Source organism: Gillisella vitis (genome assembly GCF_021559775.1).
In the GTDB taxonomy this organism is placed as follows: Bacteria; Pseudomonadota; Alphaproteobacteria; order Rhizobiales; family Rhizobiaceae; genus Allorhizobium; species Allorhizobium ampelinum.
The window spans coordinates 2,688,283-2,704,668 of sequence record NZ_CP056047.1 but is presented as its reverse complement, the minus strand read 5'-3'; the positions used below and the strand labels follow the sequence as shown (position 1 = coordinate 2,704,668).

The following is a 16,386-nucleotide window of genomic DNA, read 5'->3' as shown; positions in this document are numbered from 1 at the left end:
GCATTTCAGAAATGTTGAATTACATTGTCATTCATACAAGGAGTATGACCGATGGCCGCAAATCAACTGGTTCAAGCCCGTATTGACGGTGAGATCAAAGCAGAAGCAACGGCCGTTCTCGCGGCCATGGGGCTGACGGTGTCCGATGCGGTGCGGCTGTTGCTGACCAAGGTTGCGCAGGAAAAGGCGCTGCCGTTCGAACCGTTGATCCCCAACGAAACCACGATTGCCGCCATGCGAGAGGCTCGCGCGGGCAAGGTGGAGACTGTGACGCTCGATGATCTCAAAGCGGCGATCCGTGCGAAAAATTGAGCAAACCGGGCAATTTAAGCGTGATTTGAAGCGAGAGTCCAAGGGGCGCTATCGCACAATTCTCGAAGACGAGTTGCTGCCTGTTATCGCCGCTTTGGCTCAGGATGAGGTTCTGGAAGCCAGGTACCGTGATCACGCCCTAACCGGTGAGTGGAAAGATCACCGTGATTGCCACGTGAAGCCCGATCTGGTGCTGATTTATCGTAAGCCGGATGCTGAACTTCTCCAGCTTGTTCGACTTGGGTCGCATTCCGAATTGGGTCTGTGATGCTTTCGATGTGAATAGAAAGGCGTCCTAAGCCGCTGCCGCGACCCGGTTCCACCTTACCCCTCCAAACCCTCCCGCCGTGACCCCGGCCTTGGCCGCAGTGCATCCAGCGCGTCGGCATTGTCTCTCCCCCAGGCGTAGAGCATTTCGACCGGCTCGATAAACCGGCTGCCGAGCGGGGTCAGCCGGTATTCGACGGCGGGTGGAATGGTGGCCTGGACGTGGCGGGAGATCAGGCCGCTGGCTTCCATGTCGCGCAGGGTCTGGGTCAGCATTTTCTTGGAAATACCGGGCAGGCTGCGCAGCAGCACGCCGGTGCGCGCCTCGCCGCCATGGCGGGCATGCAGGGTGTGCAGCACCATGCTGGTCCATTTGGTGGAAAACAGTTCGAGTACTCGGCGCGGCGCGCAATCTTCGCGCCATTCGGTTTCGGGCGTTCCTGGGTGCATGGTGGTTACCTTCTGGTGTCTAGGCCCGTAAATGGTGCCGTCTTTTTTAAAGGCAAGAGGCGCCTACATGTCTGGCTTCAGACAGAAGGAGCATGAAGATGGTTGGATCAGCATTGGTTGTCGGCGCAAGCGGCATTGTTGGCAGTGCGACGGTGGATCTCCTGTTGGCGAAGGGATGGGCCGTGTACGGACTGGCCCGGTCGCCGGTTGCCAAAGACGGCATGCAGCCCGTGGCCGCCGATCTTCAGGACCGTGAGGCGACAGCGCGGGCTCTTTCCGACGTGAAGCCCGACGTGGTGTTCATCTCGACATGGGCGCGGCAATCAAGCGAGGCGGAAAACATCCGGGTCAATGCGGCGATGGTGCGTAACGTGCTTGACGCGCTGCGTCCCGCAGGGTCCGTCGCCCATGTGGCATTGGTCACGGGGCTCAAACATTATCTCGGCCCCTTCGAGGCCTATGGCAAGGGTACGCTGCCGCAGACACCATTCCGGGAAGATCAGGGCAGGCTGGATGTCGAGAATTTTTACTACGCGCAGGAAGATGAAGTGTTTACCGCCGCAACGCGTGACGGATTTTCCTGGAGCGTGCACCGCCCCCATACGGTGATCGGCAAGGCGGTCGGCAATGCCATGAACATGGGAACGACGCTGGCGGTTTATGCGACGCTCTGCCGTGAAACCGGGCGGCCCTTCCGGTTCCCCGGCTCTGCCGTTCAATGGAACGGCCTGACGGATATGACCGATGCTGGCGTTCTGGCCGAACAATTGCTCTGGGCCGCAACGACCCCGCAATGCCGCAACCAGGCCTTCAACGTGGTCAATGGCGATATCTTCCGCTGGAGCTGGATGTGGGGCCGGATCGCCAACTGGTTTGGGCTGGAACCTGCGCCGTTTGACGGGACGATCCTGCCGCTGGAGCAGCAGATGGCAGAGGACGCCGCCATCTGGCGGGAGATTGCCGAGCGCCATGGCCTGATCGAAAAAGACCTGTCGCGCCTGGCCTCGCCCTGGCATACGGACGCCGATCTTGGGCGGCCGATTGAAGTGGTAACGGACATGAGCAAGAGCCGCGTCATGGGCTTTGACCGCTACCAGCCCACCGACGAGGCGTTTTTCACCCTGTTTGCGCAATTGCGCCGGGAAAGGCTTATTCCTTAGAATTTGCCTTAGGAGAAGGGTGGCGGATTTCCCGAAAGGCAAATGAAAATAAGAGATCTAGAGTCTGTCTGGTTAATTTCCAAAATACACTACGCAAAGGTTTTTCGGCTTCGCCGCCCCCTCATCCGGCTGCCGCCACCTTCTCCCCGATTGGGAGAAGAAGGAAAGAGCCGCAGCGTTTATGGCTTCCTCTCCCCAGCGGGTAGAGGTCCGCTGAGCGTAGCGGAGGCGGGGTGAGGGGGAACCCAGCACGCAAAGCTAAAGTGTTGTGTCCTGTGGTTCAGTCTAAACCAGACAGCCTCTAAAGCCTGTCATCCCTGATCACGCCGCGTCCGCCGCCCCTCCCTGCAACATGCCGAAGGCATATTCGGCAAAGGACCGCCAGCATTCTACCCGAAAGGCGTCCTCGCTCATCCGGTAGAGGACGATTTCGATCTTGCCGAATACGGTGCGGGTGACGGCACCAAGCGGAAAGGTTTTCAGCGACAGATCGAGCGGGCAGGCAGCGTTGAGGGTTTGAACAGCGCCGGGGCCGGAGACCAGGATGGCGGTATTGCGGTGGGAGACATCGGTGGCGGATTGAATGGTGCCGGAGGCGGCGCAGGCGGCGGTGAGGTCAGCGCCGTCTTCGTCGATGACAAGCCATTCGTCCGGGCCAAGCCAGAAGGCGAGGCGGGGGCCGGCATGGGCGGAGGTTTTCGGCGCCGTCGGCAGGGTCAGGCCAAGGGCTGAGGAAAGACCGGAGATAGCATCCGCTCCGGCCCGCAGCGAGATGCGTGAAGCGGCGGCGGCTGGCGTCAGCGCCACATGGGCAGAGCCGCCATAGGCACCGTCAAGGACCGATTTGCGGGTGGCGGACATCGCGCCGGAGATGATTGGCTCAACCATGGATGCGGCTTCCTTCCTTGTCGTAAAAGACCATGTCGGTCACTTCCACGGCGATTGTCTTGTCAGGCATCGGCACATAGAGCGTTTCGCCCATCCGCGCCCGGCCACCGGCCACCGTGGCAATGGCAATCGATTGGCCAAGATTTTCCGACCAGTAGGACGAGGTGACATGCCCCAGCATGGTCATTGGCTTGGGCTGGTTGGGGTTGGCGACAATCTGTGCGCCTTCTTCCAGCACTTCGTGGGGGTCTTTGGTCTTGAGGCCGACCAGTTGCTTGCGGCCATCCTTCACCAGATCCGGGCGTTTGAGACCGCGAATACCAACGAAATCAGCCTTTTTCTTTGAGACGGCCCAGCCGTAATTGGCATCATCTGGCGTCAGCGTGCCATCGGTGTCTTGGCCTACGATGATATAGCCCTTTTCGGCGCGCAACACGTGCATGGTTTCGGTGCCATAGAGGCAGGCGCCCATGGTTTCCGCACGCTTCCACACGGCTTCGAATACGGATGCGCCGTAATCCGAGGGCACGTTGATTTCAAAGCCCACTTCGCCGGTAAAGGACACGCGGAACAGCCGGGTTGGCACGCCGCAGAACGTACCTTCCGCCACGCTCATATGCGGGAAGGCCTCGTTGGAAATATCAATGCCCTCGACAAAAGGTGCAATGATATCGCGGGCCTTTGGTCCCTGCACCGCAATCACTGCCCATTGCTCGGACGCGGAGGTGAGCCAGACGTTTAGCTCCGGGAATTCTGTTTGCAGGTAGTCTTCCATATGGTTCAGCACGCGGGCTGCACCGCCGGTGGTGGTGGTGACGTGGAAGCGGTCTTCGGCCAACCGTCCGACCACGCCGTCGTCATAGATAAAGCCGTCGTCGCGGGTCATGATGCCATAGCGGCATTTGCCGGATTTTAGGCTATCCCATGGGTTGGTGTAGATCAGGTTGAGGAATTTGGCCGCATCCGTGCCAACCACCTCGATTTTGCCAAGCGTTGAAGCGTTGAACACGCCCGCAATCTCGCGCACGGTTTTGCACTCGCGGTTGACGGCTGCATGCATATCCTCGCCGGGCTTGGGGTAATACCAGGCGCGCTTCCAATTGCCGACATCTTCGAAATCCGCGCCAAGGGCGGTTTCCAGATCATGCATCGGGGTTTTGCGCGTTGGGTCAAACAAGTCGCCACGCGAATGGTTGATCAGCGTGCCGAATGTTACGGGCGTATAGGGGGCGCGGAAGGTGGTGAGGCCGACTTGCGGGATTTCTTTACCCAGCATTTCGGCGGCAATGGCCAGCCCGTGCATGTTGGACAGCTTGCCCTGATCAGACGCCATGCCATTGGTGGTAAAGCGCTTGATATGCTCGATGGAATGCATGCCCTCGCGCACCGCCAAGCGAATATCCTTGGCGCAGACATCGTGCTGGAAGTCGATAAAGGCTTTCACCGCATCATCCGGGCCAGCGCCTTCGGCAGCGCCAATCATGCCGCCCGTCCAAGCAAAGGCGTTGGCACCGCTTGGCGCGCTGCCGCTTTCGCCTTCCGCTCCGGCTTCTTTTGCAAGCCTTGCGCCGCTGGCATAGGCTTCTGCCAGCAGTTCGCTGAGATCATCCGTGCCGTTGCAGGCCCCGATGCAGATGCTATCTTGCACGTAAATATCTGGCAGGAAGCGCTGGTTGGCGGCGTCGAAACGCAGTTTTCCGCGTGATTGCGAGAACAGATGCACCGAAGGCGTCCAGCCGCCGCTCATCAGCAGCGCATCGACGGCCAGCTTGCGGCGATCAAAACCGCCCTTGCTGGCAATAGTGATGGACTTTAGCCGTAGGCGCCCAGCGGTATCGAGAACGCAATGTTCGCTCAAAACCTCAATGCCTGCCGCCTTGGCGTCGGCCAAAACGCTTGCCCCGGGATTGCGGCGGCAGTCGATGATGGCCACCACCTGCACACCCGCTTTTTTCAGGTCAATCGCCGCTTCATAGGCCGAATCATGGGCGGTGTAGACTGCCACTTTTGCGCCGACAGCCACGCCATAATGGTTGAGATAGGTTCGCGCAGCCGATGCCAGCATAATGCCCGGGCGGTCGTTGTTGGCAAACACCATGTGGCGCTCAATGGCACCCGTGGCCAGCACCACCTTTTTCGCCCGCACCTGCCACAGCCGTTCGCGGGGCAGGCCCTTGGCGGGTTTGGCAATATGGTCGGTGATGCGCTCCGCCAAGCCGAGGAAATTGTGATTATAATAGCCGAATGCCGTGGTGCGGGTCAGCACGGTCACATTGTCCATGGCTTTCAGCTTTGCCACGGTGGCTTGCGCCCAGTCATAGCCGTTTTGGCCGTCAATCACTGCACCTGTATCATAATGGAAGGCACCGCCCATTTCCGGCTGCTCATCGCAGATGATCACGGAAGCGCCAGTTTCTGCTGCCGCAAGGGCGGCCGTGAGGCCCGCCACGCCGCCGCCCACCACCATCACGTCGCAATGGGCGTAGCGGTTGGCGTAATGGTCGGTGTCGTCTTCGGTTGGGGCCACGCCAAGGCCTGCGGCGCGGCGAATGATCGGCTCATAAATCTTGTGCCAAAAGCTCTTCGGCCACATGAAGGTCTTGTAGTAGAAGCCTGCGGCAAAGAAAGGCGAAAGCAGGTCGTTGACCGCGCCAATATCCATGGAGAGCGACGGCCAGCGGTTTTGCGTCTGCACGCGCATGCCGTCAAACACTTCCTGCACGGGCGCGCGCACATTTGGCTGACGCCGCGCACTGTCGCGGGAAATATCCAACAGAGCGTTTGGCTCTTCCGGGCCAGCGGTGAGAATGCCGCGTGGGCGGTGATATTTGAACGAGCGACTGACCAGATGAATGCCATTGGCCAGCAATGCCGAGGCCACGCTATCGCCCTCAAGGGCAGTGAGAATGCGGCCATCCACGGTGAAACGAGCGGTTCTGGCGGGCGTCAGACGGCCCTTGCCGGGAATACGATTGGCACCGCTCATTGCGCAGCTCCCTTGTTGTCGATGAGGGCTTGCACGGCTGCATCATCCGGCTTGGCTTCACCTGCCTTATAGGTCAGCAAAAACTTGTCGCTGACGGTATCGCGCACGGCATTGAAAAACCGCCCGCAGCCATGCAGGTGCCGCCAGCGCTCAAAGATGATGCCCTTGGGGTTATCGCGTAAGAAAAAGAAGGCTTCGAATTCCTCATCAGAAATCTCGGCAATATTGGCTGGCCGCACAATATGCGCCTCGCCTGCGCCGTGAAATTCCAGCTCGGACCGCTCTTCCTGACAATAGGGACATTTGATCAACAGCATTTTTCTCAATCCCTTTCTAGTGTGCCACGGCGGCGGCTGCCGCCTCATCAATCAATCGCCCGGTGCGGAACCGATCCAGCGTCAGGCCCTTGGCCAGCGCATGCGGTTCGCCCTTGGCAATCAGATGGGCAAACAGATTGGCAGAGCCCGGTGTGGCCTTGAAGCCGCCCGTACCCCAGCCGCAATTGACAAACAGGTTTGGCACGGGGGTTACGCTCTGGATGGGCGAGCGGTCGGCGGTGTTATCAGTAATCCCGCCCCACTGGCGCATCATCTTGACGCGGCGGAAGATGGGGAACAGCTCGCAAATCGCATCCAGCGTGTGGGTGATGATTTGCAGGCCGCCTGTCTGGGAATAGGAATTATACTGGTCGGTGCCAGCCCCAATCACCAACTCGCCCTTATCGGATTGCGAGAGATAGGCATGCACGGTGTTGGACATCACCACGCAGGGGAAAATCGGCTTCAGCGGCTCCGACACCAGCGCCTGCAACGGCGTGGAATGAATCGGCAGGCGCACATCTGCCATGCCCATCACCATGGAATTATGGCCGGAGGCAGAAACACCGATTTTCTTGGCACCTATAAAGCCCTTGGAGGTATCAACACCCGTGACTTCACCACTTGCTCCCCGGCGAATACCCGTCACTTCGCAATTTTGAATGATATGCACACCGCGATCAGAGGCTGCGCGGGCATAGCCCCAAGCCACGGCATCATGGCGGGCCGTGCCGCCGCGCCGTTGCAGGGCGGCTCCATTGATGGGGTAGCGGGCGGTTTTGGCAATATCCAGCGGCGGACAGAAGGCCTTAGCCTGTTCCGGCGTCAGCCACTCATTATCAATGCCATAGAGCGTGTTGGCATGAACATGGCGCTTAAAACTCTGCTTGTCATGCACATTGTGCGACAGCATCATCACGCCACGGGCCGAATACATCACATTGTAATTAAGCTCCTGGCTCAAGCCCTCCCAGAGTTTCAGGGAGTGCTCGTAAATGTCCATGCTCTCTTCATAGAGATAGTTGGAGCGAATAATGGTGGTGTTGCGCCCGGTGTTGCCGCCGCCAATCCAGCTTTTTTCAATCACGGCAATATTGGTGATGCCATGTTCCTTGGCCAGATAATAAGCAGCCCCCAGACCATGGCCGCCACCGCCAATAATAATGACATCATAGGATTTGCGTGGCTCTGGCGATGTCCATTGCGCACTCCAGCCGGTATGGGCGCGAAGCGCTTCGCGGGCTACGGCAAAAACCGAATATTTGCGCATTCCTATCGTCTCCTTCAGGCGAGGTCTGGCTGCTTGCTCTACGACGGATCGCAGGGTGTAGATCCTGACTTATGTCAGAAACGGGAAGAAATTCCGACCGGCTTTCAATCCAGCGTCAGCACAGGTCTAAAAAGCTGTGACAGATCGATATGCGCGATGTCCCTTTCTTTGCGACACGCTTCTATCCGTCTTTCGACACATGGCGAATATCTTGCAGCAACAGATGGAGATGCGCATAGGGGTGATGTTTTGCAAGACGGTGCCGCTTGGCTGCGGATTTTTTTGGGCAGCGGCACTTGCAGTCTGGACTTCGAAAGTCCGATCTGTTATTGGCGCTCCCTAATCGCTGGTCCTGCGGGCCAGCGGAACACTCTTTTTTGGTCCGTGAAAGGCATGGTTCGGCAGAATTCGTGTCCCGGCGGAAAACGATCACAAACCAAAGGAACGGGATTCGACGTGCAGGTACTTGTCCGCGATAACAACGTTGATCAGGCGCTTCGCGCCTTGAAGAAGAAGATGCAGCGCGAAGGCATCTTCCGTGAAATGAAAATGCGTGACTATTATGAAAAGCCGTCGCAAAAGCGCGCGCGCGAAAAGGCTGAAGCCGTTCGCCGCGTTCGCAAGCTGGCCCGCAAGAAGATGCAGCGCGAAGGCCTGATTGCCGCTCCGCCGCGTCCGGCATTCGGCAGCCGCTGATTGACGTTTCCCGCGCTTTTTCAAAGCGCGACATGATCCGATTGAGCGGCAGCGATCAAGTTCGCGGCCGCTTTTTCGTGTTAAATTTTCTATGATGGGCGGACCGGCAGACTGCATAATGATGTCCGTGGCTGACCTATAGCCTCATTCAGGACGTGGGGCCGGCGCGCTGTCACAAAATTTTGGTGTCGTATCGGATTTATCCCGAAACCGGTTTCTACTTTTCGGTCCGATGCTATAAAAGGCCGCAAATTGCTGGAATGATGTGGTTTTTGCATTTGCGCGGTGGAAACCGGCTGCATTCGGATGTAAGCCAAGTTTCGGGATAAACAGGTCTCGGAATAGACACGTCTCCAGATAAAGTTTTGTTGAGTGGACAGAACTTTAGGAACGCTTCGGCGTTTCCTCTCCAGTTTCGGCATAGTCCGAGGTTTTGAACAGGTGGAACGGAAAGCATGACGCCAATGGTCGATAAGGTTTTCAACACCGGCATAACAGCCGGTCGCCTGGGGGCTACTATGCGCGGCAAAGGCTGCTACATGCTGGCTCTCGGCCTCACCGCCATGCTGACGCTTTCCGGATGCCAATCCACCAACCAGTCAAGCGACATGATCAGTATTGACCGCGATCAGGGTTCGAAGGAAAATATTTCCTCGCTGTCGTCGGTGATCGCCGCCAATCCACGCGACCCAGGCGGCTATAACGTGCGGGGCTCTGCCTATGGCCGGGCTGGCGAATTCCAGAAGGCGCTGGCGGATTTCAACACCGCGCTGCAACTCAACCCGAATTTCTACCAGGCCTATGCCAACCGCGCCCTTGTCTATCGCAACATGGGCAAGCCGGTCGAAGCTGCCAATGATTATACCGCTGCCCTGAAGATCAATAGCAGCTATGATGTCGCCTATATCGGCCGTGGCAATATCTACCGCCAAGCGGGCCGGGTGGATGAGGCATTTCAGGATTTCTCCAAGGCAATCGAGCTGGATACCACCGATGGCCGCGCCTATCACAATCGCGGTCTGATCTTCCAGTTGCGCGGCCAGCACGATAAGGCGATCGACGATTTTTCCAAGGCGCTCTCACTGTCACCGAATGCGCCTGAGCCTTACAACGGTCGTGGCGTGAGCTATCTGGCGCTGAACGACGATGAAAACGCCTTTGCCGATTTCAACCATGCCATCGACATGAACCCGAAGCTGGCTGAATCCTGGGCCAATCAGGCCCTGGTCTATGAGCGGCGCGGCGACAAGGTCAAGGCTGCCAAGTCCTACGCCCATGCCTTGAGCCTGGATGGAAAATACACGCCCGCCCGCGATGGTCTTGCCCGGACACGCGGCTCGACAAGCTGAAGCAGCTTCTACTCAGTTCGATACAAAAGGCCGGCATTGCCGGCCTTTTCAGTTCTGGAGATTGGCAATCGCGGTTTACCGCATCATAAAGACGCCGATGACGCTGAAGATCAGGAACACCAGAATGCCCCCCAGGAATCCGGCTGTGGTGAAAAATCCGGCGGCCATGCCGATCATCAGCGCCACGAGAATGGCTGTGCCATATTTCGAGGCGGCTATGAAACTGTCATAGGTCCGTTCGTGGGCGGGATAATCCATCGAGGCGCCCGTTTCGACCGGGCCGGAATGGTCTTCGCTCATGCTCTTACTCCCCAAAAGCGTGTATTTCCCACAGGCTACCGCATAATTCTTAAAACCGGAACTGCTTTTAAAGAGAAAATTATGCGGCAAATTTAAAATGCTACAGCATCATTCGCTTGATGAAACGTATCATGCCGTAGAACTTTAGGCGAACTTGACAGGCTTTCCAGGCCAAAGTCCCAGTAATCCGGTGCATGGAGGCCGCCACCCGGTTGCGCGTGCCGACGCCTTGTTCTAAGCAAAATAAGGAGCTGGGAGGCTTATATGGCTGTTTTGCTAGGGTGGAGCCGGGCTATCGACACGCTGAGCGAAGTCGTTGGCCGGGTGGCGGAATATCTGGTGCTGCTGTGCTGCCTGATCAGCGCGGCCAATGCGATCATCCGATATCTTTTCAATATCAGTTCCAATGGCTGGTTGGAGATCCAATGGTATCTCTTTGCCTATGTCGTTGTGCTGGGAGCTGCCCATACATTGCGCCAGAACGGCCATGTGCGGGTTGACCTGATTTATGGCGCGGTCTCCGAGCGCAAACGCTTGTGGATCGACCTGATCGGCATCGTGTTTTTTCTGCTTCCGGTTTGCATCTATCTGACCTGGCTGTGCTGGCCGTTTTTCTGGCTTTCCTATCAGCAGGGCGAAATGTCGGCCAATGCCGGTGGCCTGATCCGCTGGCCGGTCAAGCTTATTCTGGTTGCCGGATTCGGGCTTCTGGTGTTGCAGGGCCTGTCGGAAATGGTGAAGCGCATCGCTGCGCTGACGGGACACCTGCATATCGACGTGCGCTACGAAAAGCCGCTGCAATAAAATAATAGCCTGGGGGACAGGTCCATGTTCGATTTCGGTATCATTCCGCCAGCCATGTTTCTCGGCATGGTGCTGTTCATGCTGTTCGGTTTTCCGGTGGCCTTCTCGCTGGGGGCGGTTGGTTTGTTCTTCGGCATGGTCGGCATTGCCACGGGCCATTTCAACGAAGTGTTTCTTCAGGCCATTCCGCTGCGGTTTTTTGGGATCGTCTCCAACGATCTGCTGCTGGCCATCCCCTTCTTCACCATGATGGGCGCCATTCTGGAACGGTGCGGGTTGGCGGAAGATCTTCTGGAGGGAACCGGCAAGCTATTCGGTGCCGTTCCCGGTGGTCTCGCCTATGCGGTGATTGCCGTCGGTGCCATTCTGGGGGCGATTACCGGCACGGTAGCAGCCTCTGTGATCACCATGGGGATGATCTCGCTGCCGATCATGCTGCGCTATGGCTACGATCCGAAGCTGGCCACGGGGGTTATTGCGGCGTCTGGCACGATCACCCAGCTCATTCCGCCCTCTCTGGTTCTGGTCATTCTCGCCGATCAGCTGGGCCGTTCCGTCGGTGACATGTATCTGGGCGCTATCGGCCCATCGATCCTGCAAGTGGTGATTTTCACGCTGTTCATTTTCCTGATGTCGATCTTCAAGCCTTCGAGCATGCCGCCGCTTCCCAAAGAAGTGCGTGGAGACCTGGATTGGAGACTGATCCGTCAGGTGCTGGCGGGCATGTTGCCCTCCATCGTGCTGATCTTTCTGGTTCTTGGCACGATCTTCATGGGATTGGCGACGCCGACGGAGGCAGGCGCCCTGGGCGTGGTCGGGGCCGCCGTGCTGGCGGCCATGCATCGCCGGCTGACGTGGCCGCTGATCCGTCAAGCCATGCAATCCACCATGTCGATCACCTCGATGGTGGTGATGATCCTGATTGGCTCCACCTGTTTCAGCCTGGTGTTCCAGGGCATGGATGGCTCGCGCTGGATCGAGCATATGCTGTCGGGCCTGCCGGGAGGCCCGGTGGGCTTCCTGGTCTTTGTCAATATCTTTGTCTTCGTGCTGGCCTTCTTCCTGGATTTCTTCGAAATTGCCTTCATCGTCATCCCGATGCTGGCGCCGGTGGCGCAATCGCTGGGCATCGATCTGATCTGGTTCGGTGTTTTGCTGTGCGTCAACATGCAGACCAGCTTCATGCATCCACCCTTCGGTTTTGCGCTGTTTTATCTGCGCAGCGTTGCTCCGCCAGAGGTCAAGACCCGCGATATCTATATCGGCGCCTTGCCCTGGGTGGGCATGCAGCTTTTGTTGGTGGCGGTGGTGATTTTCTGGCCACAATCCGTCACCATGTGGCTGGAAAAAGCTAAGGATATCGATCTGAATTCGGTGAAAATCGAGGTGCCCGGCTTTGGTGCCGGGAGCGGTATGAGTCTGCCGCCCATCGGCGATAGCGGTGCGCCCGGCCTGAATTTCGGCACGCCACCCTCGCTTGGTGGTGCGCCTGCCGCCAAGCCGGGTATTGATCTCAGCCAGCCGCCAGCTTTTAAATGAGCGTGGCGTTCCTAGAGTCTGTCAGGTTCAGATTGAACCAGACAGACTCTCGATTCTCTTGTTTTCGTTTGTCTTTTCGGGAAAACCGGTTTCCACTTTTCCCTGACAAACTCTATTGTACCAAAGCTCGAAGATACTGACGCATCCTCGCTTTCAAGAGATTTCGACTATCTCAAATGCATCAAGCGCTTGAGATAGTCGAAAGGGGAATACGAAGTGTCATTTTCAATGACTCTTCGTATCAGGCCTTCCAGCCCTGCCATTTCACCCAGCGACCATGGAAATCAGCGCGGCCGATCTCCTGGCGCTCACCGCCCGGCCAGATTTGCAGAGTGAGGCTGGCGCCGTCGCGCTGGCCATCCGCTTCCATTTGCAGACGGGCAAGCGGAGCCTGGGTTGTGGCTCGTTGTCCGGCCTGAGCAATCAGCGCTTCGCCTTGGGCTTTCAGCGTGTCGGGAAGATATTGCCAGGCGACGGAATGGTAGACGACGTGCATCTGGCCCGGATGAGACGGAGCCAGCCTTTGCTTCAGCCAGTCGATCGCATCCATGCGGTCCACGGAAAGATTGTTGCTTCGTGCCAGTGCCAGGGCTGCTTTGGTGCGCTCCAGCCGGTCGGCTTGATCGGCCCAGATATAGGAAAACAGCCGTTCGCAATCCTCAGGCGTGCCGGGATCGAGCGGGTTCAGATCGCATCCCGCCCGCTCTTCAACGGTGATCGTCGCGGATGGCGGTGGCGGCCCTTGCCAGTCGGGGGCCAGCAGAACCTGCGAACCATCGCCCCAGCTTGTTTCGCCCAGCCGATAGGCATAGCGGTCCCATTGCAGGTTCAGCCCGGCGCTGGCACCGACCTCAGACAGCCGCAATGGCAGGCCGAACAGCGAGGCAATGGTGAGGAAGCCCGGCAAAAGGGCGGCAGACCGGCGCACTTCATTGGTCTGTGGCGCAGAATTCAGCCGCGCCTGCATGAAGGCCTCATGGTCGCGGACGGTGGTTTCCACCGCAGCCCAGAGTGCATCATCGGTGGCGTCATGAGGCGGATAGACAGCGGCCAGATCAGGACTTTCGTTGCTCAACACCAAAGCATGCAGCGTACCCGCCAGCCGCAGCGGCACGGAATCGCCCGCAGACGTGATGTCGCCCGGCCAATCGATCAGCCGCGCGCCAATGGCGCTTGCGGGCGTCAGCCGCTCGGCGGCAAGCCGGCACAGCCTTGCGGTAAAAGGAGACCCGAGGATATCACAGGATCGGGCCTGATCGGTGAGGGCATGCCGTAAGCTATCGATCGTCACCTCAAACCCCTTCTGGCCGGTTTTCAGGATCGAACTGGATGATGGTCTGCCAGATGGCGGTGAGCGCCGGTTTACGCTCCTCTTCGATCTCGACGCTGACATCATAGGTGGTCATCAACATGCCTGCGCCGCGAAAGCGGGCACCGGCCAGCACGAAGCGGCCCCGCACCCGCTTTCCCGAGCGGACCGGCGCCATCAGCCGGATTTTCTCAAAGCCGTAATTGATCCCCATGGTTTGTTCGCGGATCACAGGCAGGCAATCGTAATTCATTGCCGATAGCAGCGAGATCGTCAGAAATCCATGAGCAATGGTGCCGCCATAGGGCGTTTCGGCCTTGGCGCGCTCGGGATCGGTATGGATGAACTGGTGATCGTCAGTTGCCGTGGCGAAGGCATCGATCATGGTCTGATCGACGGTAATCCATTTGGATATGCCCAGTTCCTCCCCGACCATGGCGGGGACGTCTGCGAGAGAAATTTGACGCTGCATACTCTACTCTCGTTGGGTTGGGGCTCTGGTGGGTGTTCAGATCAAAAAGAACCCTATCGCCATTTGTGGCGGCTGAAAATCACGCACTCGATAATTGTTTAAAACCATGTCCTGAATGCTCAGAATCGAGCGGAAAGAATGAGAAATTCGTTAATTCCGGTGTGCTGGGGAATGGTTTAAAGACGTTTTCTATAAAAATCATTCAATGAATGTGGGCGCTTATCATGTCGTTTCTGCGTTCTGCTCCGGTGGAAACCACGAGGCCCGGCATTGGTGGTCAAGGCACATCTTGTGCTGACTGGCTCAACCTTCGACGAGAAATGCCACATGGCGTGGTTCCATCACCAGTTTTGAAACAGCTGCATCCGAAAAAACCTCCCGCCATCCCCCTCCCGTTGAGGCGGGTAGATTGACGCCACAGGCTTCACCCCTGTTGATCAGGATTGTCAACCGCGTGTCGCGTCCTGTGGTTCGATCCGGCGTGGCCACCAGCAGGCCTAAGAAGCGGGTCTGCGGATCTTGCCAGCTCTCGACGCGCATCGACTGGCCGGAGGCATCAATCCAGCTGACATCGCCATTGCCGGTGAAAAAGGCTGGATCTGCGAGGGCCGGAAACCGTTTGCGCAGGGCGGCCAACCGTCCGGTGTGGGCGAGCAGATCGGCATCGAGCGCTGCCCAGTCCAGCCAGGTGATGGCATTGTCCTGGCAATAGGCATTGTTATTGCCGCGCTGGCTGCGACCGCCTTCATCGCCAGCCGTCAGCATCACCCAGCCTTTCGAGGCAAACAGGGTGGAGAGCAGAGCGGTACAATCACGCTTGCGGGCGGTCAGGATATCAGGGTCGCTGGTTTCGCCCTCAGCGCCATTGTTCCAGCTGTGATTGTCATTATGGCCGTCTCTGTTATCCTCGCCATTCGCCTCATTGTGCTTATGGGCATAGGACACCAGATCGTGCAGCGTGAAACCGTCATGGGCGGCGATGAAATTGACGCTGCGGGTGTGAGGGCTGCCGTTGCGCGAGAAAATATCCGATGAACCCGCCAGCACCGTGGCCATCTCCCCGGTCAGCCCATCATCGCCGCGCCAGAAGCGGCGCATCGTGTCGCGGGCGCGGTCGTTCCATTCCAGAAACGGTGCCGGGAAATTGCCGAGCTGATAGCCGCCCGGACCAATGTCCCAGGGCTCGGCAATCATCACCCGGTCCTTCAAAATCGGGTCCTGGAGCATGGCCGTCAGCATCTCGCCTTGCGCCTCAAAGCCCGTCGCGGTCCGGCCCAGGACCGGGGCGAGATCGAAACGAAAGCCATCGACGCCCGCCGCCAGGACGAAATGGCTGAGTGTGTCGAGGATCAGCTGGCGCACCACCGGTCTGTCGCAGGCAATGGTATTGCCGCAGCCGGTATCGTTGACCAGCACGCCCGGCTGGTCGGGCAGGTGCCGGTAATAGCTCCTGTTGTCGAGGCCGCGCATCGACAGCGTTGCGCCGAACCGGTCGCTTTCACCGGAATGGTTGAAGACCAGATCGAGGATGACGCCGATGCCATTCTCATGCAGGCATTCGACGGTGCGGCGCAATTCTTCCACCCCGCCGGGGCAGAGGCGCGGGTCGAGCGCCATCAGGGCGACAGGGTTATAGCCCCAGCTGTTGGAAAGGCCGAGCGGCGGCAGGTGCCGTTCATCGATCCAGGCAATGATCGGTAAAAGCTCCACCGCATCGACGCCAATGGCTTGCAGATGGGCGATGATGGAAGGATGGGCGAGGGCCGCCACCGTGCCGCGCAGGTTTTCAGGCACATCAGGATGCAGCATGGTGAAGCCGCGCACCGGCAATTCATAGATAAAGCCGCCATCTGGCAGGCGGGGCGGCTCCAGCACGGCCTGCCCGGGCACGGTCAGGATGGCCTTAGGCGCCAGATCGGCGGTGTCCTCGCCAAATTGGCTGAGGCGCGGATCGTGACGGAAGGGACGGTCGATTTCCAGCGCATAGGGATCGACCAGCAGTTTTGCTGGATCAAACCACAGGCCTTGGTCGGGATCATACGGCCCATGGGCGCGGTAGCCGTATCGCGCTCCAACGACCAGTCCTTCGACGGTCAGCCGGTGCAGATCGTCTTCGCCGCGCTGCATTGGCAGGCGGCGAAGTTCGGTGTCTCCGGTCTCATCAAACAGGCACAGGTCCAGATGCTCGGCATCACGGGAATAGACCGCAAACTCCGCGCCTGTTGCGGTCAGACGAGCGCCAGCACCTGTCATAGGGCCATCCGCGA

16 protein-coding genes are annotated in these 16,386 nt (G+C 58.5%); 7 read left to right on the top strand and 9 right to left on the bottom strand.

Annotation, left to right across the window (positions count from 1 at the left end; genetic code table 11):
- The first annotated feature begins 51 nt into the window (after positions 1-51).
- Together AVCG78_RS12695 and AVCG78_RS12690 are read left to right on the top strand one after the other, a co-directional pair.
- A complete protein-coding gene (locus AVCG78_RS12695) occupies positions 52-312 on the top strand; it encodes a type II toxin-antitoxin system RelB/DinJ family antitoxin (protein WP_015917133.1) in 261 nt (86 codons plus the stop codon).
- Complete coding sequence (locus tag AVCG78_RS12690) at positions 299-580, top strand: type II toxin-antitoxin system YafQ family toxin (protein WP_071203788.1); 282 nt, start codon at positions 299-301, stop codon at positions 578-580. The genes AVCG78_RS12695 and AVCG78_RS12690 overlap by 14 nt, the downstream gene beginning before the upstream one ends.
- Before the next feature lie 56 nt (positions 581-636).
- Here the strand turns inward: AVCG78_RS12690 and AVCG78_RS12685 are convergent, their stop codons facing one another.
- Positions 637-1,029 (bottom strand): winged helix-turn-helix transcriptional regulator, encoded by a 393-nt coding sequence (locus AVCG78_RS12685; protein WP_071203786.1) that lies wholly within the window; start codon positions 1,027-1,029, stop codon positions 637-639.
- Between the two features lie 98 nt (positions 1,030-1,127).
- On the opposite strand from AVCG78_RS12685, the gene AVCG78_RS12680 reads away from it, so the two are divergent.
- A complete protein-coding gene (locus tag AVCG78_RS12680) occupies positions 1,128-2,189 on the top strand; it encodes an SDR family oxidoreductase (RefSeq protein WP_071203915.1) in 1,062 nt (353 codons plus the stop codon).
- A 321-nt stretch (positions 2,190-2,510) separates the two neighbouring features.
- On the opposite strand, the gene AVCG78_RS12675 is transcribed toward AVCG78_RS12680, so the two are convergent.
- The 4 genes from AVCG78_RS12675 to AVCG78_RS12660 are packed head-to-tail and all read right to left on the bottom strand — an operon-like array spanning position 2,511 to position 7,650.
- Positions 2,511-3,077, bottom strand: coding sequence for a sarcosine oxidase subunit gamma (locus AVCG78_RS12675; protein ID WP_071203785.1), 567 nt, complete (start codon positions 3,075-3,077; stop codon positions 2,511-2,513).
- A complete protein-coding gene (locus tag AVCG78_RS12670; RefSeq protein WP_071584635.1) occupies positions 3,070-6,063 on the bottom strand; it encodes a sarcosine oxidase subunit alpha in 2,994 nt (997 codons plus the stop codon). The genes AVCG78_RS12675 and AVCG78_RS12670 overlap by 8 nt, the downstream gene beginning before the upstream one ends.
- Positions 6,060-6,380, bottom strand: coding sequence for a sarcosine oxidase subunit delta (locus AVCG78_RS12665; protein ID WP_015917127.1), 321 nt, complete (start codon positions 6,378-6,380; stop codon positions 6,060-6,062). The genes AVCG78_RS12670 and AVCG78_RS12665 overlap by 4 nt, the downstream gene beginning before the upstream one ends.
- A gap of 16 nt (positions 6,381-6,396) precedes the next feature.
- Entirely contained in the window at positions 6,397-7,650 is a 1,254-nt protein-coding gene (locus AVCG78_RS12660; RefSeq protein WP_071203782.1) for a sarcosine oxidase subunit beta family protein, read from the bottom strand.
- Between the two features lie 456 nt (positions 7,651-8,106).
- Here AVCG78_RS12660 and rpsU point away from each other — a divergent pair, with 456 nt between their 5' ends.
- A complete protein-coding gene (gene rpsU, locus AVCG78_RS12655) occupies positions 8,107-8,346 on the top strand; it encodes a 30S ribosomal protein S21 (protein WP_015917126.1) in 240 nt (79 codons plus the stop codon).
- 518 nt (positions 8,347-8,864) lie between these two features.
- On the top strand, positions 8,865-9,695 hold the full coding sequence (locus AVCG78_RS12650; RefSeq protein WP_071203913.1) for a tetratricopeptide repeat protein: 831 nt from the start codon (positions 8,865-8,867) through the stop codon (positions 9,693-9,695).
- A gap of 75 nt (positions 9,696-9,770) precedes the next feature.
- Here the strand turns inward: AVCG78_RS12650 and AVCG78_RS12645 are convergent, their stop codons facing one another.
- The gene (locus AVCG78_RS12645; RefSeq protein ID WP_015917123.1) at positions 9,771-9,995 is read right to left on the bottom strand and encodes an aa3-type cytochrome c oxidase subunit IV; all 225 of its coding nucleotides are present in this window, start codon (positions 9,993-9,995) and stop codon (positions 9,771-9,773) included.
- A 264-nt stretch (positions 9,996-10,259) separates the two neighbouring features.
- Between AVCG78_RS12645 and AVCG78_RS12640 the strand changes: the two genes are divergently transcribed.
- Both AVCG78_RS12640 and AVCG78_RS12635 read left to right on the top strand, forming a co-directional pair.
- Positions 10,260-10,799 carry a TRAP transporter small permease subunit gene (locus AVCG78_RS12640; RefSeq protein WP_015917122.1) on the top strand — a complete coding sequence of 180 codons (540 nt, stop codon included), beginning with the start codon at positions 10,260-10,262 and terminating at the stop codon, positions 10,797-10,799.
- A gap of 24 nt (positions 10,800-10,823) precedes the next feature.
- Positions 10,824-12,338 carry a TRAP transporter large permease gene (locus tag AVCG78_RS12635; protein ID WP_071203780.1) on the top strand — a complete coding sequence of 505 codons (1,515 nt, stop codon included), beginning with the start codon at positions 10,824-10,826 and terminating at the stop codon, positions 12,336-12,338.
- Positions 12,339-12,579: 241 nt separating this feature from the next.
- Here the strand turns inward: AVCG78_RS12635 and AVCG78_RS12630 are convergent, their stop codons facing one another.
- From AVCG78_RS12630 to glgX, 3 genes are all read right to left on the bottom strand, one after another.
- On the bottom strand, positions 12,580-13,629 hold the full coding sequence (locus AVCG78_RS12630) for a DUF2332 domain-containing protein (protein WP_071203777.1): 1,050 nt from the start codon (positions 13,627-13,629) through the stop codon (positions 12,580-12,582).
- Between the two features lies 1 nt (position 13,630).
- Entirely contained in the window at positions 13,631-14,119 is a 489-nt protein-coding gene (locus tag AVCG78_RS12625; RefSeq protein ID WP_071203776.1) for a MaoC family dehydratase, read from the bottom strand.
- Positions 14,120-14,422: 303 nt separating this feature from the next.
- A complete protein-coding gene (glgX, locus tag AVCG78_RS12620; protein WP_071584634.1) occupies positions 14,423-16,372 on the bottom strand; it encodes a glycogen debranching protein GlgX in 1,950 nt (649 codons plus the stop codon).
- Between the last annotated feature and the right edge of the window lie 14 nt (positions 16,373-16,386).

Excerpts from the sequence above, each read along its gene's own strand:
- AVCG78_RS12695 (WP_015917133.1), top strand. The coding sequence starts at position 52 with ATGGCCGCAAATCAACTGGTTCAAGCCCGTATTGACGGTGAGATCAAA.
- AVCG78_RS12685 (WP_071203786.1), bottom strand. The coding sequence starts at position 1,029 with ATGCACCCAGGAACGCCCGAAACCGAATGGCGCGAAGATTGCGCGCCG.
- AVCG78_RS12680 (WP_071203915.1), top strand. The coding sequence starts at position 1,128 with ATGGTTGGATCAGCATTGGTTGTCGGCGCAAGCGGCATTGTTGGCAGT.
- AVCG78_RS12675 (WP_071203785.1), bottom strand. The coding sequence starts at position 3,077 with ATGGTTGAGCCAATCATCTCCGGCGCGATGTCCGCCACCCGCAAATCG.
- AVCG78_RS12670 (WP_071584635.1), bottom strand. The coding sequence starts at position 6,063 with ATGAGCGGTGCCAATCGTATTCCCGGCAAGGGCCGTCTGACGCCCGCC.
- AVCG78_RS12665 (WP_015917127.1), bottom strand. The coding sequence starts at position 6,380 with ATGCTGTTGATCAAATGTCCCTATTGTCAGGAAGAGCGGTCCGAGCTG.
- AVCG78_RS12660 (WP_071203782.1), bottom strand. The coding sequence starts at position 7,650 with ATGCGCAAATATTCGGTTTTTGCCGTAGCCCGCGAAGCGCTTCGCGCC.
- AVCG78_RS12650 (WP_071203913.1), top strand. The coding sequence starts at position 8,865 with ATGCGCGGCAAAGGCTGCTACATGCTGGCTCTCGGCCTCACCGCCATG.
- AVCG78_RS12645 (WP_015917123.1), bottom strand. The coding sequence starts at position 9,995 with ATGAGCGAAGACCATTCCGGCCCGGTCGAAACGGGCGCCTCGATGGAT.
- AVCG78_RS12640 (WP_015917122.1), top strand. The coding sequence starts at position 10,260 with ATGGCTGTTTTGCTAGGGTGGAGCCGGGCTATCGACACGCTGAGCGAA.
- AVCG78_RS12635 (WP_071203780.1), top strand. The coding sequence starts at position 10,824 with ATGTTCGATTTCGGTATCATTCCGCCAGCCATGTTTCTCGGCATGGTG.
- AVCG78_RS12625 (WP_071203776.1), bottom strand. The coding sequence starts at position 14,119 with ATGCAGCGTCAAATTTCTCTCGCAGACGTCCCCGCCATGGTCGGGGAG.
- glgX (WP_071584634.1), bottom strand. The coding sequence starts at position 16,372 with ATGACAGGTGCTGGCGCTCGTCTGACCGCAACAGGCGCGGAGTTTGCG.